The organism is Denitromonas iodatirespirans, from assembly GCF_018524365.1.
GTDB lineage: Bacteria > Pseudomonadota > Gammaproteobacteria > Burkholderiales > Rhodocyclaceae > Nitrogeniibacter > Nitrogeniibacter iodatirespirans.
This window is the reverse complement of record NZ_JAEKFT010000012.1, coordinates 1-19,979: the sequence shown is the minus strand read 5'-3', so window position 1 is coordinate 19,979 and position 19,979 is coordinate 1. Positions and strand designations below refer to the sequence as shown.

17 protein-coding genes are annotated in these 19,979 nt (G+C 66.8%); 2 read left to right on the top strand and 15 right to left on the bottom strand.

What is annotated here, in order from left to right; all coding sequences use genetic code 11:
- Positions 1 to 138: 138 nt before the first annotated feature.
- The 11 genes from I8J34_RS12070 to gbdR all read right to left on the bottom strand — a co-directional run bounded on the left by I8J34_RS12070 (position 139) and on the right by gbdR (position 11,925).
- Positions 139 to 678, bottom strand: a complete 540-nt coding sequence (locus I8J34_RS12070) for a DUF5943 domain-containing protein (protein ID WP_214361665.1) — start codon at positions 676 to 678, stop codon at positions 139 to 141.
- Between the two features lie 303 nt (positions 679 to 981).
- Positions 982 to 1,992 carry a threonine-phosphate decarboxylase CobD gene (gene cobD, locus I8J34_RS12065; RefSeq protein WP_214361664.1) on the bottom strand — a complete coding sequence of 337 codons (1,011 nt, stop codon included), beginning with the start codon at positions 1,990 to 1,992 and terminating at the stop codon, positions 982 to 984.
- 17 nt (positions 1,993 to 2,009) lie between these two features.
- Positions 2,010 to 2,333 carry a hypothetical protein gene (locus tag I8J34_RS12060; protein WP_214361663.1) on the bottom strand — a complete coding sequence of 108 codons (324 nt, stop codon included), beginning with the start codon at positions 2,331 to 2,333 and terminating at the stop codon, positions 2,010 to 2,012.
- 58 nt (positions 2,334 to 2,391) lie between these two features.
- Entirely contained in the window at positions 2,392 to 2,613 is a 222-nt protein-coding gene (locus I8J34_RS12055; RefSeq protein WP_214361662.1) for a hypothetical protein, read from the bottom strand.
- Positions 2,610 to 3,419: an electron transfer flavoprotein subunit beta gene (gene etfB, locus I8J34_RS12050; RefSeq protein WP_214361661.1), complete on the bottom strand. Its 810-nt coding sequence runs from the start codon at positions 3,417 to 3,419 to the stop codon at positions 2,610 to 2,612. Before etfB ends, I8J34_RS12055 begins: the two co-directional genes overlap by 4 nt.
- The gene (etfA, locus tag I8J34_RS12045; RefSeq protein WP_214361660.1) at positions 3,409 to 4,659 is read right to left on the bottom strand and encodes an electron transfer flavoprotein subunit alpha; all 1,251 of its coding nucleotides are present in this window, start codon (positions 4,657 to 4,659) and stop codon (positions 3,409 to 3,411) included. Before etfA ends, etfB begins: the two co-directional genes overlap by 11 nt.
- 145 nt (positions 4,660 to 4,804) lie before the next feature.
- Positions 4,805 to 6,745 (bottom strand): (Fe-S)-binding protein, encoded by a 1,941-nt coding sequence (locus I8J34_RS12040; protein ID WP_214361659.1) that lies wholly within the window; start codon positions 6,743 to 6,745, stop codon positions 4,805 to 4,807.
- Positions 6,746 to 6,952: 207 nt separating this feature from the next.
- The gene (gene dgcA, locus I8J34_RS12035; RefSeq protein ID WP_214361658.1) at positions 6,953 to 9,016 is read right to left on the bottom strand and encodes a dimethylglycine demethylation protein DgcA; all 2,064 of its coding nucleotides are present in this window, start codon (positions 9,014 to 9,016) and stop codon (positions 6,953 to 6,955) included.
- Between the two features lie 19 nt (positions 9,017 to 9,035).
- Entirely contained in the window at positions 9,036 to 9,563 is a 528-nt protein-coding gene (locus I8J34_RS12030) for a 4-vinyl reductase (RefSeq protein WP_214361657.1), read from the bottom strand.
- A gap of 48 nt (positions 9,564 to 9,611) precedes the next feature.
- Entirely contained in the window at positions 9,612 to 10,589 is a 978-nt protein-coding gene (locus I8J34_RS12025) for a dipeptidase (RefSeq protein WP_214361656.1), read from the bottom strand.
- Positions 10,590 to 10,758: 169 nt separating this feature from the next.
- Positions 10,759 to 11,925 carry a choline metabolism transcriptional regulator GbdR gene (gbdR, locus tag I8J34_RS12020; RefSeq protein ID WP_214361655.1) on the bottom strand — a complete coding sequence of 389 codons (1,167 nt, stop codon included), beginning with the start codon at positions 11,923 to 11,925 and terminating at the stop codon, positions 10,759 to 10,761.
- A gap of 716 nt (positions 11,926 to 12,641) precedes the next feature.
- Here gbdR and I8J34_RS12015 point away from each other — a divergent pair.
- Together I8J34_RS12015 and I8J34_RS12010 are read left to right on the top strand one after the other, a co-directional pair.
- A complete protein-coding gene (locus I8J34_RS12015; protein WP_214361654.1) occupies positions 12,642 to 14,687 on the top strand; it encodes a hydantoinase/oxoprolinase N-terminal domain-containing protein in 2,046 nt (681 codons plus the stop codon).
- 142 nt (positions 14,688 to 14,829) lie between these two features.
- Complete coding sequence (locus I8J34_RS12010; protein WP_214361653.1) at positions 14,830 to 16,392, top strand: trimethylamine methyltransferase family protein; 1,563 nt, start codon at positions 14,830 to 14,832, stop codon at positions 16,390 to 16,392.
- Between the two features lie 113 nt (positions 16,393 to 16,505).
- Here the strand turns inward: I8J34_RS12010 and I8J34_RS12005 are convergent, their stop codons facing one another.
- The 4 genes from I8J34_RS12005 to I8J34_RS11990 form a co-directional block, all read right to left on the bottom strand.
- Positions 16,506 to 16,700, bottom strand: coding sequence for a type 2 periplasmic-binding domain-containing protein (locus I8J34_RS12005; RefSeq protein WP_255553126.1), 195 nt, complete (start codon positions 16,698 to 16,700; stop codon positions 16,506 to 16,508).
- Between the two features lie 59 nt (positions 16,701 to 16,759).
- The gene (locus tag I8J34_RS12000; protein ID WP_214361651.1) at positions 16,760 to 17,263 is read right to left on the bottom strand and encodes a DUF3916 domain-containing protein; all 504 of its coding nucleotides are present in this window, start codon (positions 17,261 to 17,263) and stop codon (positions 16,760 to 16,762) included.
- Positions 17,264 to 17,502: 239 nt separating this feature from the next.
- Positions 17,503 to 17,985 (bottom strand): hypothetical protein, encoded by a 483-nt coding sequence (locus tag I8J34_RS11995; RefSeq protein ID WP_214361650.1) that lies wholly within the window; start codon positions 17,983 to 17,985, stop codon positions 17,503 to 17,505.
- Between the two features lie 174 nt (positions 17,986 to 18,159).
- The gene (locus I8J34_RS11990; RefSeq protein WP_214361649.1) at positions 18,160 to 19,683 is read right to left on the bottom strand and encodes a transposase; all 1,524 of its coding nucleotides are present in this window, start codon (positions 19,681 to 19,683) and stop codon (positions 18,160 to 18,162) included.
- Positions 19,684 to 19,979: the final 296 nt, after the last annotated feature.

Here is a 19,979-nt window from a genome sequence, read left to right as displayed (position 1 = left end):
TCTGCCCTAGTTGAGGTCTATGGAACGATGCTCGCCGACGTAGGCGCACATCACTTGCACTTTGGCGACGCGAGTCGCTTCAATTCCGACATCGCGGCGGTGCCGCGAATCGAGGTGGTCATCACAAGGCACGGCGATTCATTCCGTTCGCGGCGCCTGGGCGACCGACGGCCCAGGCCGCACCGCAAAAACGCAGTGGCTGTGCCCGTCGGCGGCGCACTGGGTCTCGCAGCACAGCGTCTTGAGCGGCGCGCCGTCGACGCCCTGCTGGGGCTCACCCACCCCCCTCATGACCCCGTCGAGCCACCCCGACAACAGGTAGCAGACCTTGGTCGCGGCGCAGCTTTGCGCCTGGGCGAGGACAAAGGTCGAGGGGGTGAGGCGGATATCGGCGTGCCCGCGCGCAAAATCGGTCTCGACCAGCTCGAAGCGGCCCCAGCCGCTTCGAGACAGGCGTTCGAGGCAATGCTTGAACAAGGCCACACCGGTGAGCCCGTGCCGCTTCGCGGCCTTCTCGCACCGGTAGCGGGCCGACCTGTAGCCGGCCCGATAGACGAACTCGGCATACTTCTGGCGCCCGATGCTCGCCTCGAGCGCAGCGGGGCCGTCCGCGTCCTCTGGCAGGTCCGGTTCGGGGCGATTCTCGTAGGTGCTGCGCGCCCGGCGTGACAAGGTCATGGCGTGCTCCTCGGGTAGTGGGCCGGTCAATCGATGGGGCTCATTGTTCGCGCGAGGCAGACCGGGTGATTTGCCGCACATGACGTGCACTTGGCCAATTGCGACGTCGGTCATCCCGTCTGTCGCGCGGGCCCGACACCTTTGCTTCGATCTGCCGTGCGCATGCGCCAATGCCGCATAGGCAGCGGCATTGGCGCGACAAACGGAACGGTCGGGAGAGATGAAACAGTCGAAGCGCGATCCGGCGCGAGCGGGCGAGATCGCGAGCGGCGGCGCCTTCCGGTCGACAGCGCCCTCGGGGTGTCAGGCGGGATGCATCTCGGGCGAGGACATGGCCTCAGTCAGCGCCGCCTCCAGGCGTGCCCAGGCCGGTTCGGTGTCAGGCAGGCCGAAGCGGATCATCGCCTCCTGGTCGAAAAGCCGCGTGAGGATCCCGCCCCGCGCGAGCGTTTCATGCAGCGCGCTGGCGTGCGGTGAGCGGACGGTCGCGAAAAGCGCCGTGGCGCCGACCTCGCCCAGCGGGGCGACCAGCGTCGCGAGTCGCTGGCCGGCCGCGGGCAGACGCTCGCGCATTTGCCGCTGCCAGTCCCGATCCAGCAACGCGAGCCGGGCAACTTCGCGCGACGGCCCCGAGATGGCCCACGGTCCGAACCCCGCGCGCAAGCGTTCGAGCAGCGGCGACGCGGCAAAGACGAAGCCGACCCGGACACCGGCCAGACCGAAGAATTTTCCGAGCGAACGCAACACGATGAGATTGGGTGCGGCGTCGGACCCGGCCAAGGGCACGAGACTGTTGTCCGGCGTGGCATCGATGAAGGCCTCATCGACAATCAGCACGCCACCGCCGGCGTTGAGCCGCGCTGCCGCCGCGAGCAGGGTGCGTGCATCGTGGCGGCGCCCGGTCGGATTATTGGGATTGCAGACCAGCAGATGCCTGAGGCCTCGGGCCAGCGCCTCCTCGATACCATCGTCCTTCAGCAGATGGACCTCGTGCCCGGCCGCACGCCAAGCGTGCGGGTGCTCGTTGTATAAAGGGGCAAGGCACCCGATCGAGGCGCGGGGAAACAGGCCCGGCAAGGCCTGGATGGCTGCCTGCGAGCCCGCCACGGCCATCCCCTGGGGGCTGCGATAGTAGGCGGCCATGGCCGCGTCGAGCCCGTCGTCGTCCTCCGGCAAGCGTTGCCACACCTCGGGCGCGAGGGTCGGCACCGGCCAGCCGTGCGGGCTCACCCCGGTCGACAGATCGAGCCAGTCGGCCAGTGGGATCCGGTAACGGGCCGCGGCGGCGCGCAGCCGTCCTCCATGTTCGAGCATGTGCAGAGGCCCTTGCCTTACGAGTTGGCGGGCTTGGTCCGCGTCGCCATCGCTCGCGTGCCGGCATCGTCGGCGGTCGCCAGTTGTCGGCTCAGCCGGGCCAGGCGCGCATGAACCCGCGGATCGTTGACCCGCAGTGCGAGATCCGCACATCGGTGGAAGTCCTCGTCGGTCAGCTCGGCGCCACAGTTCACCGCCTGCTCGAGGCGTTGCAGTGACAACTTCCGGTGCCCGAGACGGAGGCTGTGGCGCAACAACGCCACTGTCGCGGCCTTGAGCTCGCCATCGCCCTGGGCCATGCCCATGGATTGCTTCAGTTGTGCCACGGTTTTGCGGGACACGGCACGCTCCTGGCGTTCAGTGTGGACTATGGATGGCGCGTGGATGGCGCGGCCCATGTCAGGGCATCAGGATCAGTTCGACGATCCGGCGCACCTCGGGTTGCAGCGTGACGCCCTCGGCGCACAGCGCGCCGATCGCCTCGGGCAGCCCATCGACCGGTTGCGCCGCGCGCACGATCGCCGCCCAGCGCTCGGGAGTCCCATCGGCCGGCAGCTCGACGCCCAGTTCGCGCAGGCGCTGGCGAAAGTCTTCCACGTCCACGAGATCGGCGAACATCATCGCAACACCCCCTCCTCGCGCAGCAACTTGAGGATGGCCTCGGCGCCGGCTTGCGGCGAAAGCCCGGTGAGCACCTGACCGCCGCCGCCCTCGGCCTTGGCCGCGGCCGCCTTGAAGCGGTCGCGCGCCGAGGCGGCCTTGACGATCTTGAGGCGCTTGGGCCGCTTCTTCGCCGGTGCCGTGTTCCAGTCGCGGGCCGCGGCATCGGGCGTGACCTCACCCTCGATCCGCCGCAGCTCGCCGCGCCGTGCCGGCCCGTAGGCGCTCTGGCGCGCGGCCTGCGCGGCCGCATCCACGGTGACCACGGCCGGCAGGCGCACCTTCAACCGCCGCCGCTGCCCGCGCGGCAGCGCCTGCAGCACGGTCATGGAGTCGCCATCGACCGATTCGATCTGCGCCAGGCCGCTCACCAGCGACCAGCCCAGGCGCTCGGCCAGCAGGAAGGGCACCAGGCCGGAGGCCTCACCCATCTCGCCCCGCGCCCCGCACAAGACGAGCCGCGCGCCCATCTCCCGCAGCCGCGCTTCGAGGGCCGGCACGATGTCCGCCTCGGGCGGCTGGTCCAGCACATCGAGGGCGCCGATGCCCATGCCCAGATAGCCGCGCAGCGCGCTTTCGCGCTCGGGCGAGCACTCGCCCGCGTGCAGCAGGCTCATGTTTTCGGGCGCCACCAGCGACAAACCCATCTCGACCGCCCGCGCATCGAAATCGGCGCGCCGCGGCCGCCCCGTCACCGGATGGCGGCCCACCGACACCAGCGCCGCGACCTTCAGGCCTTGCACCTGTTTGATGTCCTCACGCCGCATTGCGTTGCTCCTTCCGACCGCCTTCAACCAGTTCCACCAGCGCGGCGAGCACCTCGCCGGTATCGGCGATCACCGCCAGATCGGCGCGCTTGACCATGTCGCAGCCCGCGTCGGTGTTGATCGCCACCACCTTGTCGCATTGCTGGATGCCCTGCAGGTGCTGGACCGCCCCCGAGATGCCGGCCGACAGGTACACCCGCGCCGTCACCCAGGTGCCGGTCGCGCCGACCTGCCGGTGACGCGGCATGAAGCCGTTGTCCACTGCCACCCGCGAGGCCCCTTCGGTGGCGCCCAGCACGCGGGCCGCCTGATGAAAGCCGTCCCAATCGTGGATGCCGTTGCCCGCCGAGAGAATGAACTCCGCCTCGGCCAGGGCCACGCCGGCCGGGTCGACCGCCACCGCGCCGAGGTCCTCGACACGGCGCAGTGCCTGCGGCAGGGCCGCGGGCGGCGCGATAGCCTCGGCCGCATGGACGGTGTCGGCCACCGGCTCGGCGCATTCGGGCAGGGCCAGCACGATGCGCGGCAACTCGCGCGTGATGTCGCTGGCGCCGGCTGCGCCGCGGCCCGTGCACCGCCCATCGGCGATCTGCCACACCTGCGTCGCCGGCCGTTCGCCGAGGCGCGCCGCAAAGCGCCTGCCCAGCTCCGCGCCGCCCAGCGGCGAATCGGGGAACAGCCAGTGGCGCGGCGCATGCTGCCGCTCGACCCCGCCCAGCGCGGTCAGGCGCAGCTCCGGCGCATAGCCCTCGAACTGCTCGCCGGCGAAATTGAGCACCCGGTCGACGCCGGCCTCGCCGAGCCCCGTCTCGCGCGGATCGCCGAAGCTGACCAGCAGCACCGCGCCATCCGTCTCGGCGTCGGCGAGTTGGCGCGCCAGCCCGAGCAGGTCGCGATCATGTGCCGACAGGCGACCACCGGGCATGTCCGCCACCACCGCGATGAAGAAGGCCGGGGTATCGATGTCGACCCGCCGGCGTGCCGGGGCCGCGGCCGCCTCACGCCTCGCCGCCCCGCCCGCGCCGGCGCTCTGGGCGCCACTGCGGTCGATGCGGCGGATGCCGTTCGGGCCGATGAAGCCGACCGCGTGCGGATCGCGCCGGATCACGCCGTTGGGCCCCATCCACTGCGCCGCCGGCGCCCCGCCGCCCATCCGGGCAAGCACCGCGTCATGCTCGGGATGCAGGCGGTTGCGGGCGATCCACTCGCTGCGCGGATCGCGTCTGACGATGTCGTTCATGCCAGCTCCTCCGTGTGAGCGCGTAGCCCGGATGGCGTGAAACGGAATCCGGGGTCGGCCGTACCTGTTTCGCTGCCATTCCCGGATTCCGGCCTGCGGCCTGCATCCGGGCTACACAGCCCGTAAAGGCTCGACTGAGGGTGTCTCATGCCGTCACCTCCTCTTTCACACGCTGCGCCGGTGCCGCCGCGAGCTGCGCCGCGACCAGCTCGGCGATGTCCAGCACCTCGGCACGCTCACCCACGACGCCTTCGAGCATCGCCGTGCATTGCGGACAGCCGACGGCGACGATGTCCGCCCCGGTGGCGTTGATCTCCGCCATGCGCATGTCGGGGATGCGCTGCTTGCCGGGGATGTCGGTGATCGGCGCGCCGCCGCCACCGCCACAGCAGCGCGAGCGGAAACCAGAACGCTCCATCTCCACCACCTTGATGCCGATGCCCTTGAGCGCATTGCGCGGGGCCTCGTACTCGCCGTTGTAGCGGCCGAGATAGCACGGGTCGTGGTAGGTCACCTTGCCGCCCGACCACTGGCCGAGCGCGAGACGCCCCGCCGCCATCAGTTGTGAAATATAGGTGCTGTGATGGCTCACGTCGTAGTGGCCGCCGAGCGCGGGGTATTCGTTCTTGAGCACGTGGAAGCTGTGCGGGTCGCAGGTCACGATGTGCTCGAAGCGGTATTGCGCGAGCGTGGCGATGTTGCGTGCGGCCAGCGACTGGAAGGTGGCTTCGTCGCCGAGGCGGCGGGCCACGTCGCCCGAATCGAGCTCGTCGTTGCCGAGCACTGCAAAGTCCACCTTCGCCGCGCGCAGCACCTTGACCAGGGCGCGCAGGGTGCGCTGGTTGCGCATATCGAAGGCACCGTCGCCCAGCCACAGCAGCACCTCGGCCGAGCCGCGCGCGCTGATCAGCGGCAGGTCCAGATCGGCAGCCCAGTTCATGCGCGAGGCCGGATCGAAGCCGCCCGGGTTGTCGGTGGCGGCGAGGTTTTCGAGCACCTCGCCCCCCTTGTTGGGGGTGTTGCCGTGCTCCATGGTGAGGTGGCGGCGCATGTCGACGATGGCGTCCACATGCTCGATCATCATCGGGCATTCCTCGACGCAGGCGCGGCAGGTGGTGCACGACCACAAGGTGTCCGCATCGACCAGCGCGCGGCCCTCTCGCAGCACGATCGGGCTGTGCACATCGCCGCCATGTTCGCCGACCGGCATGCCGGGATAGGGCGAGCCGGCATAGGCCGCGTCGGTGCCGCCGGCCAGGCCGACCACCATGTCCTGGATCAGCTTCTTCGGGTTGAGCGGCTGACCGGCGGCGAAGGCCGGGCACATCGCCTCGCAGCGGCCGCACTGCACGCAGGCATCGAAGCCGAGCAGCTGGTTCCAGGTGAAATCCACTGGTTTGCCAACGCCCAGCGGTGCTGATGCATCGTTGAGATCGAGCGGTTTCAGACCGGTCGAGCGACCGCCGCCGAAGCGTTCGGGCCGGCGGTGGAAGGCCAGGTGCAGCGCGCCGGCAAAGGCGTGCTTCATCGGCCCGCCCCAGGTCATGCCGAAGAACATCTCGCCCAGGCCCCAGGCCACCACGAGGGCCAGCACGGCGGCGAGCGCCCAGCCGCCGAAGCCGGCCGGCAGCACGCCGGCGGCGGGCAGCGTCACCAGGAACACACTCACCGAGAAGGCGAACAGGCTCTTGGGCAGGCGCATCCACGGCCCGCGCGAAAGCCGCGCGGGAGGATCCTTGCGCCGCGCGGCAACCCGCAGCGCACCGACGAACATCACCGCGGTGGCCGCGAGCAGTGCCCAGGCGAGCACCCGGCTCTCGAGTCCGAAGCCGTGCACCGCGATCAAGAGCAACGCGGCGAGCACGAAGCCGCCGCCGGTGGCCACGTGGGTGTTGGCGAAGACCTTGTCGCGCGCCACCACGTGGTGCAGGTCGACGAGGTAGCGGCGCGGCATGGCCGCGAGCCCGGCCAAGAGCTGCACCGGCGCGGCGCGGCCCTGGCGCCACAGCCCGATGCGCCGCAGCGCGCCGGCCAGGGCGAGCGCCAGCGCGGCGAAGATCAGGATGGGCAGCACAACGTCAAGCATGGGTCTCTCCTACGATCCGAGGGCAGATACGGAACGCATATCGCGTAGGGCGGAAAAGCGCGTCGCGCGCCTTCCGCCGTATGTGGCACATCAGAGCCGGGCCACGAAGCCCCCACCCTCGCCGCCGCCGGGCCGCCGCAAGGCGGCGAGCGCCCCCTCGGGGGGCAGCGCAGCGGCGACAGGCGCAAGCGTGGGGGCCGTCGCCTCTCAAAAGTCCTTGCACAGCCTCAGCGCATCGAGAATCGCGCCATGGGTGTTGTGCTGGGAGACACAGTCGCCGATGCGGAACAGCAGGTAGCCCTCGCCCGCCTCCGCCAGACTCGACTGCGGCTGCATGGCGAACAGTTCCTCGATGTTCACCTGCCCCTTGTTGCGGGCGCCGGGCTTGAGCTCGTAGTACAGCGCCTCGTCGGGCCGTACGCCGTTCTCGATCACGATCTGGTCGACCACGCGCTCTTCCTTGGCGCCGGTGTACTCGTTCTCGAGCAAGGCCACCAGCTTGTCGCCTTCGCGATAGACCTTCTCCAGCATCAGGTCCCCGGTCATGATCACTTCCTTGGGGTAGAGGCTGCGGTAGTAGGTCGGGAAGGTGGTGCCGCCGATCGCCACGCCGGGCTTGATGTCGTCGGTGACGATCTCGACCTTGGCGCCTTTGTCGGCGAGGTAGTCGGCCACCGACATGCCGGAGAACTCGCAAATGGTGTCGTACACCAGCACGTTCTTGCCCGGCGCAACCTTGCCCGCGAGCACGTCCCAGCTGCTCACCACCAGCCCCTCTTCGGCGCCCCAGTGCGGGTTCTGCTCGATGAAGGGATGGCCGCCGACCGCCAGCACGACGATGTCAGGCCGCAGGTCCATGATGGTCGCCGCATCGGCCGCCACGCCCAGGCGCAGGTCGATCTTCAGGCGCGCCAGCTCGAGCTGATACCAGCGCGTGATACCGGCCATCTGGTCGCGTTGCGGCGCGCGCGCGGCAAGCGAGATCTGCCCGCCCAGCGCGTCGTTCTTCTCGAACAGGGTCACGTCGTGGCCGCGCTCGGCGGCAACACGCGCCGCCTCCATGCCGGCCGGCCCACCGCCGACCACCACCACCTTGCGCTTCGGCCCGGTCGACTTTTCGATGATGTGCGGCAGGCCCTGGTGCTCGCGCGAAGTGGCCGCGTTCTGGATGCACAGCACGTCCAGGCCCTGGTACTGGCGGTCGATGCAGTAGTTGGCGCCGACGCACTGGCGGATCTGGTCGACCTGGCCGAGCTTGATCTTGTTGACGAAGTGCGGGTCGGCGATGTGGGCGCGGGTCATGCCGACCAGATCCACGTAGCCGCCTTCGAGGATGCGCTGCGCCTGGTTCGGATCCTTGATGTTCTGCGCGTGGATCACCGGCACCGACACCACTTCCTTGATCCCGGCCGCCAGGTGCAGGAAGGGCTCCGGCGGGTAGCTCATGTTGGGGATCACGTTGGCCAGCGTGTTGTGCGTGTCACAGCCCGAGCCGATCACGCCGATGAAGTCGAGCAGGCCGGTGTCGCTGTAGTACTTGGCGATCTGCTTCATGTCCTCGTGGGTGAGGCCATCGGGGTGGAACTCGTCGCCGCAGATGCGCATGCCGACCACGAAGTCGCGACCGACCTCGGCGCGAACCGCCTTGAGCACCTCCATGCCGAAACGCATGCGGTTCTCGAAGGAGCCGCCCCACTCGTCGGTGCGGTGGTTCACGCGCGGGCTCCAGAACTGGTCGATCAAGTGCTGGTGCACGGCCGACAGCTCCACCCCGTCCAGCCCACCTTCCTTCGCGCGGCGGGCGGCCTGGGCGTAGTTGCCGATGATGCGTTCGATCTCTTCGGGCTCGATGGTCTTGCAGGTGGCACGGTGCACCGGCTCGCGGATGCCCGAGGGCGAGACCAGGTGCGGCCAGTTCTCGCCGTCCCAGCGCGAGCGCCGACCCATGTGGGTGATCTGGATCATGATCTTGGCGCCGTGCTTGTGCATGGCATCGGCCAGGTTCTGGAAGTGCGGGATGATCCGGTCGGTCGACAGGTTCACCGAACTCCACCAGCTCTGCGGGCTGTCGATGGCGACCACCGAGGAGCCGCCGCAGATGGCGAGGCCGAGCCCGCCCTTGGCCTTTTCCTCGTAATACTTGATGTAGCGCTCGGTGGTCATGCCGCCGTCGGTGGCATAGACCTCGGCATGCGCGGTGCTGACGATGCGGTTGCGGATGGTCAGCTTACCGATCTGGATCGGCTGAAAAAGGGCGTCGAACTGGGCCATTACCTGTACTCCTGCTTCTTCAGCGCGGGCGGGTGACGAACACGCCGTGGTCGCAGCCTTCCTCGGCGGCGCTCTGGGTCTGCTCGGCGAGGGTGCGCAAGGGGCTACCGGCGGCGGCGAGGATCTGGTCCATCGCGCCGGCGAACCAACCGGTGAACATGTATTCGATCTTGCGGCCGACCTTGCCGTACTCATAGACGAAGGCCGAGTGATCCAGGCGCACGCGGCAGGTGCCGGCCTCCAGGTCGATGGCCTCGATCGAGAACAGCCCCCAGCCGCGCTGCGACAGGCGCTTCATGTAATGCTCGAACACCGCCTCGCCGGACAGCCCGTGCAGCGCGGCTTCCTTCTCGCACCAGTGCCAGGCGGATTTATAGCCGGCCTTGTAGAGGATGTCGGCATAGCGTTCAGCGCCGATCTCCTCTTCGATGCCCTTGTGGTTGTTGATGAAGAAGTGACGCGGCACATACAGCATGGGCAGCGCGTCGGTGGTCCACACACCGGTCTCGGAATCGACTTCGATGGGCAGTTGGGGGGCGGTCTTCATGTTCCTGAAACTCCTGGATGTATTGGGGTCTGCCGGGCTTGGAGGGGCTCACTCGCCCCAGACGTCGCGCAGCACGCGGACCCAGTTCTCGCCCATGACCTTGCGCACCACGCGCTCGGGCATGCCGCGGCCGAGCAGCGTCTCGGTCAGATTGGGGAATTCACCGACGGTACGGATACCGAGCGGATTGACGATCTTGCCGAAGTTGGTGAGCCGGCGGGCGTAGCCCTTGTCATGGGTCAGCCACTCGAAGAACTGCTGGTCATGGCCCTGGGTAAAGTCGGTACCGATGCCGATCGCGTCCTCGCCGACGAGGTTCATCACGTACTCGATCGCCTCGGCGTAGTCGTCGATGGTCGAGTCGATGCCCTTCTTGAGGAAGGGGGCGAACATGGTCACGCCGACAAAACCGCCGTGATCGGCGATGAACTTGAGTTCCGCGTCGGACTTGTTGCGCGGATGCTCTTTGAGGCCCGAGGGCAGGCAGTGCGAGTAGCACACCGGCTTCTTCGATTCGAGGATGACCTCCTCGGAGGTCTTGGCGCCCACGTGCGACAGATCGCACATGACGCCCACGCGGTTCATCTCGGCCACCACCTCGCGGCCGAAGCCGGACAGGCCGCCGTCACGCTCGTAACAGCCGGTGCCGACGAGGTTCTGGGTGTTGTAGCACATCTGCACGATGCCCACGCCCAGCTTCTTGAAGATCTCGACATAGCCGAGCTTGTCCTCGAAGGCATGCGCATTCTGGAAGCCCAGGATGATGCCGGTCTTGCCGGCGGCCTTGGCGGCGGCGATATCGGCGGTGGTGCGCACCGGAATCACCAGGTCGGCGTTCTCGGTCATCAGCCGGTTGACCATGGCGATGTTGTCGACGGTCGCCTGGAAGTCTTCCCACACCGACACCGTGCAGTTGGCCGCGGTCAGGCCGCCACGGCGCATGTCTTCGAACAGCTCCCTGTTCCACTTCGCAATGATCAGTCCGTCAATGACGACGGCACTGTTGTGAACTTCCCTGGCATTCATCTCGCGTCTCCTCACCAAGCGCCGAATTAGTGAAGAGAAGCATAACGTTACGGACGCGAGCCCTATCGCACGGGAAACGACAGAGACGAGCCAAATTGCGCCATCCGAACGGGGCTCGCCGGGCGCCGGACGGACGGGGTCCGCGCGGCGCCCACAAGGCGGTCAACGCTCAGCACATTGGCGCAGCGACCTCAGGCCGAACCCGGACACTGCCGTAGGTCGCCTCGCCCCTTGCGGCCATCAGCATCAACTCCGCGGTCGAGGTCGGCAGCCCCGTCTCGAGCCGCTCTTCGGCCACGAAAACGCCACGCCGGCCGCGCACGCCTCGCACCGCGGGCTCGATGGTTCGCTCGCTGCTCGGCGGCACCCCGAACGCGGCGCGATAGCACTTCGAGAAATGCGGCGTCGACACGAATCCGCAGGCCGTGGCGACCTCGATGATCGTCATCGAGGTCTGGCGCAGCAGCTGGCGCGCCCGGTTCATGCGGATCGTCAGGTAATAGCGCGAGGGCGAACAATCCAGATGCTTGAGGAAGAGGCGTTCGAGCTGGCGCCGCGAAATGCGCGCGGCGACCGACAACTCGGCGAGATCGAGCGGCTCCTCGACATTGGCTTCCATCAGCTCGACGATCTCGCGCAAGCGCGGTTGCGAGGTCCCCAGCACATGCCTGAGGGGAATCCGCTGCTGCTCCTGCTCGCCACGGACGCGCTCATACACGAACATCTCCGAGATGGCGCTCACCAGTTCGCGCCCGTGCTGCTGGCCGATCAGCCTGAGCATCATGTCCAGTGGCGCGGTCCCCCCCGACGAGGTCAGACGGTTAGCCTCGATTGTGAACAGGCGGTTCGTCACCAGCACCTTCGGAAAGGCCTCCTGCAGCCCGGCGATGCACTCCCAGTGGATGCTGGCGCGGTAGCCGTCGAGCAAGCCGGCCTGGGCCAACACCCAGGCGCCCGTGCACACCCCGCCGACCATGGCGCCGCGCCGCGCCTGCGCCTGCAAGAAGCGCAGATGCGCCTTGGTGCCGGCCTGCTGCTGTCCGACGCCACCGCAGACGATCACGATGTCCAGGTCCTGCGCGCTGTCCATCGGGGCATCGGGCAAAATGCGCTGACCGTCGCTCGCGCGCACCGGATCACCGGTCTCGCTGAGCGTGAACCACTGATAGTGCTGCTCGCCACTCAAGTGGTTGGCCATGCGCAAGGGGTCAATGGCCGCCGACTGCGCGATCAGCGTGAAATTGTCCAGCAACAGAAAACCGACCCTCACGGGGCCCTTCGATCCACCCAGCCCCCGGGTGCACACCACCCTCCGGGCCTGCTCTTCTTTGCCCATCACTCCTCCTTACACCATCGCTGGCGTCGCGCGGCGGCCGATCTCGTAGATCGAACGCTCAATTATGAAAGCGCGCCCCTGGTGAGCTCACCAAGAGGACGCGCCAGCCATCCGGGCACCGAGGGCAAAAAGGCTCAGGACATCGCCATCGAAACGCCACGGCAGCACGCGCCTGGCCGGCACAAAGACACCGCAGACGCTGTGGTTAATTTATCCCTCCGCGCGGTGCGCCTTTGTCCAAATGCGACACCAACCTTCCTGCCGACGCCATCCAATCGACACCCAAGTCCCCGGCCACCGAACACCGCTTGCGGAGCATTCACATCCGTTCGCAGCAGGATCGCCACCCGAACGGCGACATAGCCGCCAAAAGGCAAGCACGGAGCGGCATCCGGCGCCGTGCACGGCATGGCGAATTTTGAATATGGTGAGTCGCATGGAGACATGCGCGCACCGACAAGTGCGCGAACAATTCGCTGTGCACGAGCAACACCAGCGTGCGTCGAAGACGACTCGTCCGACGAGCGATTCGCGGACATCAGAGGAGGCACCCCGGTGAGTGGCGACACCCCAATTGCTCCATGGCCAGGTTCGGACCGCAAGCAGCGCGGCACCGGGTGTCACGACGCCCCACCGATGCCCGGGCAGCGCTCGCGCATGCGCGCGGCGCCACGTTCGATCGACAGCCCGGCGCGATCGCCGGCGAGGAGCGGTGCATGAGCTTGATGCTCGGTATCGACACCGGCGGCACCTTCACCGACGCGGCGCTCGTCGACGACCGGCGCGAGGTCGTTGCAGTCGCGAAGCAACTGACGACGCGGCATGACCTCACCGTCGGCATCGCCCGCGCGATCGACAGCCTGCCCCCGGAGCACCTGGGCGAGGTCGCGATGGTCTCCCTGTCGACGACGCTCACCACCAATTCGGTGGTCGAGGGCAAGGGCTCGCCGGTATGCGCCCTGCTCATCGGCTACGACGAGCAGCAGGTCCGCAACAGCGGGCTCGCGGAACTGCTCGGCCCGGAATCCATCGTGACTATCGCCGGCGGGCATGACGCCGCCGGCCAGGAAGACACGGCGCTGGACGAACAGGCCGTGCGGGCTGCGATCCTCAACTGGCGCGACAAGGTCTCGGCCTTCGCCATCTCGGCCACCTTCAGCGTGCGCAACCCCGGCCACGAGATCCGGGTGCGCGAACTGGTGCGCGAGCTCTCGCACAAGCCGGTAACCTGCGGACACGAACTGGCCTCCTCGCTCGGCGCGCCGCGGCGCGCGGCCACGGTCGCACTCAACGCACGCATGATCGCCCACGTGCAACAGCTCATCGAGTCCGTCGAGACCATCCTCGCCGCGCGTGGCATCCACGCGCCGCTGATGATCGTCAAGGGCGACGGCTCCCTGGTCAATGCCAGCTCCGCCATGCAGCGCCCGGTCGGCACCGTGCTCTCCGGGCCTGCCGCAAGCGTGCTCGGGGCCTGTGCGCTGTCCGGCCTGCGCGACGCCATCGTCGCCGACATGGGCGGCACGACGACCGACATCGCCGTGGTCCGCAACGGGCGCCCCGAACTCTCCTTCGACGGCGCGCTGATCGGCGGCTGGCAACCGATGATCGAGGCGGTCCGCATCTACTCGATCGGGCTGGGCGGCGACAGCGAGGTACGTTTCAGCGGCGGCCTGGGCATCGCGATCGGCCCGCGCCGGGTCGTGCCGCTGAGCCTGCTGGCCAGCGAGCACCCGGAAGTGCTGCCGGCCCTGGAGCGGCAAGCCGTCTCCTCACCCAACGGCAGCCAGCTGCGCTTCGCGCTGCGCCTGCAACACGACGAGGCGCAGCTCGGGCGCCTGCCGGACGACGAGCGACAGGCCTGGGAACGGCTTGCCAAGGGGCCGGTGGACATCGAGCGCACCGTCGTCGAGGACCGCCGCCTGGCACGGGCGCTGGCGCGACTCGAACGCAGGGGCATGGCCATCTACAGCGGCTTCACCCCGACCGACGCGGCGCATGTGCTGGGCATCTCGAGCCACTGGAGCACCCCGGCCGCCATGCTGGGCGCACGCATCTGGGCCCGCCAGATGCGCCACTTGTACGGTTTCGGCACCTGGCCGGAAGGCGACGCCGAAGGCCCCTCGCGCCAGGTCTTCGATCTGGTGATCGAGGGGATCAGCCAGAAGCTGATCGAGGCCGGCCTGCACGAGCAGAACCAGCTCGCCGCGGCTCAGGCCGACAAGCTCTCGCGGCTGCTCACCGAAATCACCCTCGAACAGCGCCGGGACCCGACGAAACCCTCGGTGTTCTCGATTTCGTTCGCCGCCGACACGCCGGTGGTGGCCGTCGGCGGCCCGGCCGCCAGCTACTACCCGGAGGTCGCCCAGGGTTTGCGGGTCGGCCTCTACATGCCGCGCTTCGCCGAAGTGGCCAATGCCGTCGGCGCGGTGCTCGGCGAGGTGGCGCAGCGGGTGCACCTGACCATCGCGCAACCGGTGCGCGGCACCTTCCGGGTGTTTACCCAGCGCGGCCCGAAGGATTTCCGCCAACTCGACACCGCCATCGAACATGCCCGTGAATTGGCGGCCGCCGAGGCGACCGAGCTCGCCCTGGCGGCCGGCGCCGCCTCCGTGCAGGTCGCGTTCGAGCATGACGAGAACAAGGTCAGCAACGACATCGACGGCGACGTGTTCTTCGAAATGCGGCTCACCGCGGTCGCCTCGGGCCCCCCGTGTGCACGCATCGGGGGCGCCGCCGAACAGGCCTGCGCGGTGCGATGAATCACCGACCAGACGAAATCTCATTTACCCGCCGGCATGGCGTGATTGGCTATCCCAGTGTCGCTCCGCGTCATGCGAACGCATGCGGCCAATCCACATACTGCCGACACCGACCCCTGAACACACCGAGGAGAGCGAGATCATGACTACCACACCGAGTCGCCGGCGCGCCGGCCGCGGCGGCAGCGAAGAACGCCGCGCGGCACGCTCGCGCAGCCAAGGCACGCAAGCGCCCTACATCAGTCGCAAGATCCCCTACTACGAAGTCCTGGACGACGAGGGGCTCGCGATCATCGAAAACAACGCCGACATCATCCTCGAGGAGATCGGCATCGATTTTCGCGACGATGCCGAAGCGCTGCAGATCTGGCGCGATGCGGGCGCCGACGTGCAGGGCGAGCGCGTGCGCATGCCGCGCGGCATGTGCCGCAAGCTGATCCAGGACAACGCCCCGCGCGAATTCACCCAAGTGGCCCGCAACCCCGAGCGCAGCGTGCGCATCGGCGGGGCCAACACGGTCTTCGTGCCGGCCTACGGCAGCCCCTTCATCCACAACCTGGATGATGGCCGCCGCTACGGCAACATCGAAGACTTCCGCAACTTCGTCAAGCTGGCCTACCTGTCGCCCAGCATGCACCACTCCGGCGGCACCATCTGCGAGCCGGTGGACCTGCCGGTCAACAAGCGCCACTTCGACATGGTCTACAGCCACATGAAGTACTCCGACAAGTGCTTCATGGGCTCGGTCACGCATCCCTCGCGCGCCCAGGACACGGTCGAGATGGCCAAGATCCTGTTCGGCGACCAGTGGATCGACCCGGAAACCGGCAAGCCGCGCACCGCGGTGATCAACCTGATCAACGCCAACTCGCCGATGACCTTCGACGACACCATGCTCGGCGCCGCCAAAGTCTACGCGCGCAACAACCAGGCCTGCGTCGTCACCCCCTTCATCCTCGCCGGCGCCATGTCGCCGGTCACGGTGGCCGGCACCGCGGCCCAAACGCTCGCCGAAGCGATGGCCGGCATGGCCTTCGTGCAACTCGTCAACCCCGGCGCACCGGTGGTGTTCGGCAGCTTCGCCAGCTCGATGTCGATGCAGTCGGGTGCGCCGACCTTCGGCACGCCCGAGCCGGCACTGGTGCTGTATGTGATGGCCAATCTGGCCCGTCGCCTCGGTGTCCCCTTCCGCTCCGGCGGATCGCTGACCGCCTCGAAGGTGCCCGATGCCCAGGCCGCCAGCGAAAGTGCCAACACCCTGCTGCCCACGGCGCTGGCCGGCGTGAACTTCGCCCTCCACACCGCCGGCTGGCTCGAAGGCGGCCTGGCGATGGGCTACGAGAAGTTCGTCATGGACGCCGATCAGGCCGGCATGATGCAGATCATGATGGGCGGCGTCGACATGTCCGAGAACGGCCAAGCGATGGACGCCATCCGCGAAGTCGGCCCCGGCAAGCACTTCCTCGGCTGCGCCCACACCCAGGCCAACTTCGAGAACGCCTTCTACCGCTCGCCGATCGCCGACAACAACAGCTTCGAGCAGTGGGACCTCGAAGGCCGGCAGGACATGGCGCAACGCGCCAACACCCGCTGGAAGAAAATGCTCGCCGAGTACGAGGCGCCCGCCATCGACCCGGCCGTCGACGAGGCCCTGCTCGACTACATCAACCGGCGCAAGGAATCCTTCCCGGACTCCAACATCTGATCCGCGCGGTGACCCGTCCGGGACCGCCGCCATCGATCGGCCGGCATGCCCCTCCCCCCGGAGGGCGTCATGCCGGCCTTTTTCATTCAGCCCCGCCGGGCCCTTGTCGGGCCTCAGTCGCCCGGCACACCGGCATCCGCCTGCGATGTCATCCAGCGCAACACCGCGCCGGCGCTGGCGGACACCGGCCGGCCCTCGGGCCAGACGAGGTAATACGCGCTGAGGCGGATGCCATCGGTGCCAAAGGGCGCGACCAGCTCACCGCGCGCCAGGCATTCATCGACCATCGGGCGCCGCCCCATGGCCAAACCGGCCCCGCCAGCGCGGCTTTACACGCAAGACCGATGGAATGATGGGTTGGGCATGACTACGCCTCCTCCCCAATACACCACGACTCAACGGGGAAAGTGTCTTCCGGTTGTGTTATGTCGTGCCCATGCTCCAAGAAACGTGCGGGCACCGACAATGAGAGCTTTTCGGAGATGCGCCTCGGAGCAAGAGCATTGGTCTTTCCGAGAAAACTTTCGTAATAGCTCTTGTCGTAGAAGATCGTCACTTCGCTTTGATGCAACCAAGGCCATGTAATCAGGCACGCCACACGGTAATAGCCGTTCGAAGCGGTAGATGATGCCTCTGTCAGGCAACTCGCTGCTTTCAGTAGCGCGGCGACGCAGCGGGATTGAATGCCCAGATTTGTTTGACGCCCCTGCACCAGCGCGGAATGAACCGGAATCTTCCAATTGAAGTAGCGCTCCAACGCCTCAGACTGAGGCCGGCCGTAGCCTGAAAAACCTTGAGCCCACTTCTCCAACGCACGGATTCGGCGCGGGATACCTCGCAACTTCTTGTCGGAAAGCGCAATCTGCCTCATGTCATGCCCAACGAGGCTGCAGGAATACCCGGCAACATGCCGAAGCAGCCATTTTTGTGGGGGCTTGATCCTTTGGCGGTTGCCGATCGCCCAGTACGGGGCGATCGGAGAGGTCGAATCTTCAAAGTCGTCATCGAAAATTTCCGGAACTAGTTTTTCTACAGCCTCAACGAATGAGGTAAGGGGCGCGCCGCGTGCGGCGCGTCCAAGCGACCGACGGGAGCGCCTTGACCGACTTGTTAGCCATCATTTTTGGCTCTGGCAAACAGCGCGATTGAGAGAAGCTTCTTTGGGTCACGAACGAAGAGCCTTGCGAAGTTGAATATCTTTAACCAGGACATATTTCCGCATGCACACCTCGATGCGTATATCGGCCTGGAGGGTGGTATGGCCGGCAACGCCGACTTGCACCGCTTACACATGAAGTAGCTCAACGGATGCCCCTTCCATTTGCCATTTGTGTCTGGCAACGGAATAAAAGCAGAATTCAGCTGCTCTTCACGGATTGTTGGCTTCTTTTCACGAACCCAAAGCTCCTTCTCAAACCGCTCCCGATCGTCGCCCCGTAAGCGCTCAGGATTGGCCGGCAGATTTCCGCTATGGGAAAGCGCAGCCATCATGTCGGGGAGCAAGGCCGCAGATCGGGCTTTCCGTTCCGCAGACCGTCTTTCAATTTCTAACTTCCCTTGCTGCTTCAGTAGTTTCCGCCGCGCGGCATCCATGATGGCTAACGACGCTGTAGAAAAACCCGTTTCCGGGCCGAGTCGATCTTCCCGGCGTTCGCCGGTGCGGGGGAATCCATCATCCGTTCAGTCCATTCGCTTCGGCATCTTTCTGCCTTGATTCATCGATCCGCTCAGGGTTCCAAGTGCCGAGGGGTGCACCACCCCCGTAATCTATCCCGCATACCCGTGATGCGCCAGCTTCTCGATGTTGTGCATCATGCACCACAGCTTCCACTGAGCATCGACCTTCTGTCTGCCGCGCAGCGTGAAGCGGCTCAGCCGCTTGTTGTGCCTCAGATTGCCGAATACCGGCTCGACCGTCGCGAAGCGCGCCGCGATCATGCGTTTGCCGGTGTCCGAATCGATCCTCGCCTTCATGCGCTCGGTGTGGCTTTGGGTGCCGTCCCGCTTGCCCATGAAGAAAGCCACCTGCCGGGTCTTGGTGGTGTCGGGTTTCCTCAGGCACTGGCTTCGTAGCTCACACGGCAGGCAGTCGCGTTCGGCTCCGCAGAACTTGATCGCGTGGCGTCCGCCGATGGTGCAGTTCGAGCCGTTGGCATACAGCCGCTTGCCCGCCGGGCACAGGCAGTGGCTGTGGTCTTCGGCAAGCTGGAAGTCCTGCGGCCGGAAGCAGCGCGTCTTGTTCTCTTTGGCCGACTTGTCCCACAGCGGGTCCGGCTTGGTCTTGTGTTTGGCCTGCCCCGCGTAGCGCGGGTCGCGACTGCGATAGTGGTTGTCGCAGATCCAAGCGTCGATGCCACACTCGGCCAGTTGCTTGAGGTTCGCTTCCGAGTGGTATCCGGCATCGGCACACAGGGCGGTACGCTCGCTGCGATACGGTTCGGTGGCATCGACTGTCCCCAGCAACAGGGCCTGTTCGCTGCCAGTGCCATGGGCCTGGGCATCGAGCACGATCTGCGCCTTGGCATCGACGCTGACCACGCCCGTGTAGCCTTGAATGACGCCCTTGCCGGTGGCCATCTTGGCCGATTCGTTGTCGGTGCGATTGGACAGGGGCACGGCACCTCTGGCGCCCTTGCGATCTTCCGGGTGTTCGGTCAGCCAGGCGCGGATCTGCGCCGCTTCGCGCGTGAGGCGCTCACGGGTGCGCTCGGCCCGAACGCGCGCTTCTTCGGGTTGAGATTGCGCATCGCCGGCCGCATGCGAGGCCATCATCTGCTTGACCGCTGCCTCCATCTTCGTGGCCTCGCGCAGAAAGTCTGCCTGTGTGCCGCTCCTGGCCTTGGAGGCGCTGGATGGCAGCTTCACCCCATCGACGGCAAACAACGCCCGACCGATCAAGCCTTGGCGGTCGCACACCAGCAGCACCTGGGTGAATAGCCTGGTCACCTCGTCACCGAGCTCGGAGACGAAGGCGGCGATGGTGGTGAAGTGCGGGCAGCTGTCGCCGGAGACAGCCATGAACAACACGTTGTGAGCACAGGCGGCGGCGATGGTGCGCGAGCTGCTCAAGCCGCGTGAATAGCCGAGCAACACGATCTTGAGGAGCACCGCCGGATCGAAAGCAGGCGCGCCGCCGGCATCGTTGCAAAAGCGCTCGCGAAGCGCGGACAGATCCAGCTCGTGATCGACCAGATGACACAGCGCAAACTCGAAGGAGCCGGGCACGACCTGCGCCGCAAAATCCACCGGGATCATCTTCAGGCCGTAGTCGGGCGTCTTGAAGCGTGGCATCGCGAGACTCCGCAAAGGCGATGCTTGATTATACGAAAAGCATTATCTGGCGGGGGCGGGGTGAAGGGGTTTTTCTACAGCCTCAACGTTCGACGTAACCGGCCGGCGGAGGCCGAAGGCCGGAGCGAACCTGCAAGTGCAGCTTGCAGGCGGTCCAGTTGACGGAGGGGTTGGACGAAGCCGCTACGCGGAGAATCCGCCGCTGCCGCGTCGGCGCCGGAGTGGTCACAATCGAGCCTCGCCCTTCTGCTTGAAGGGTTCCTTTGTATGACAAACATGAGGCTCGCGCAAGATGA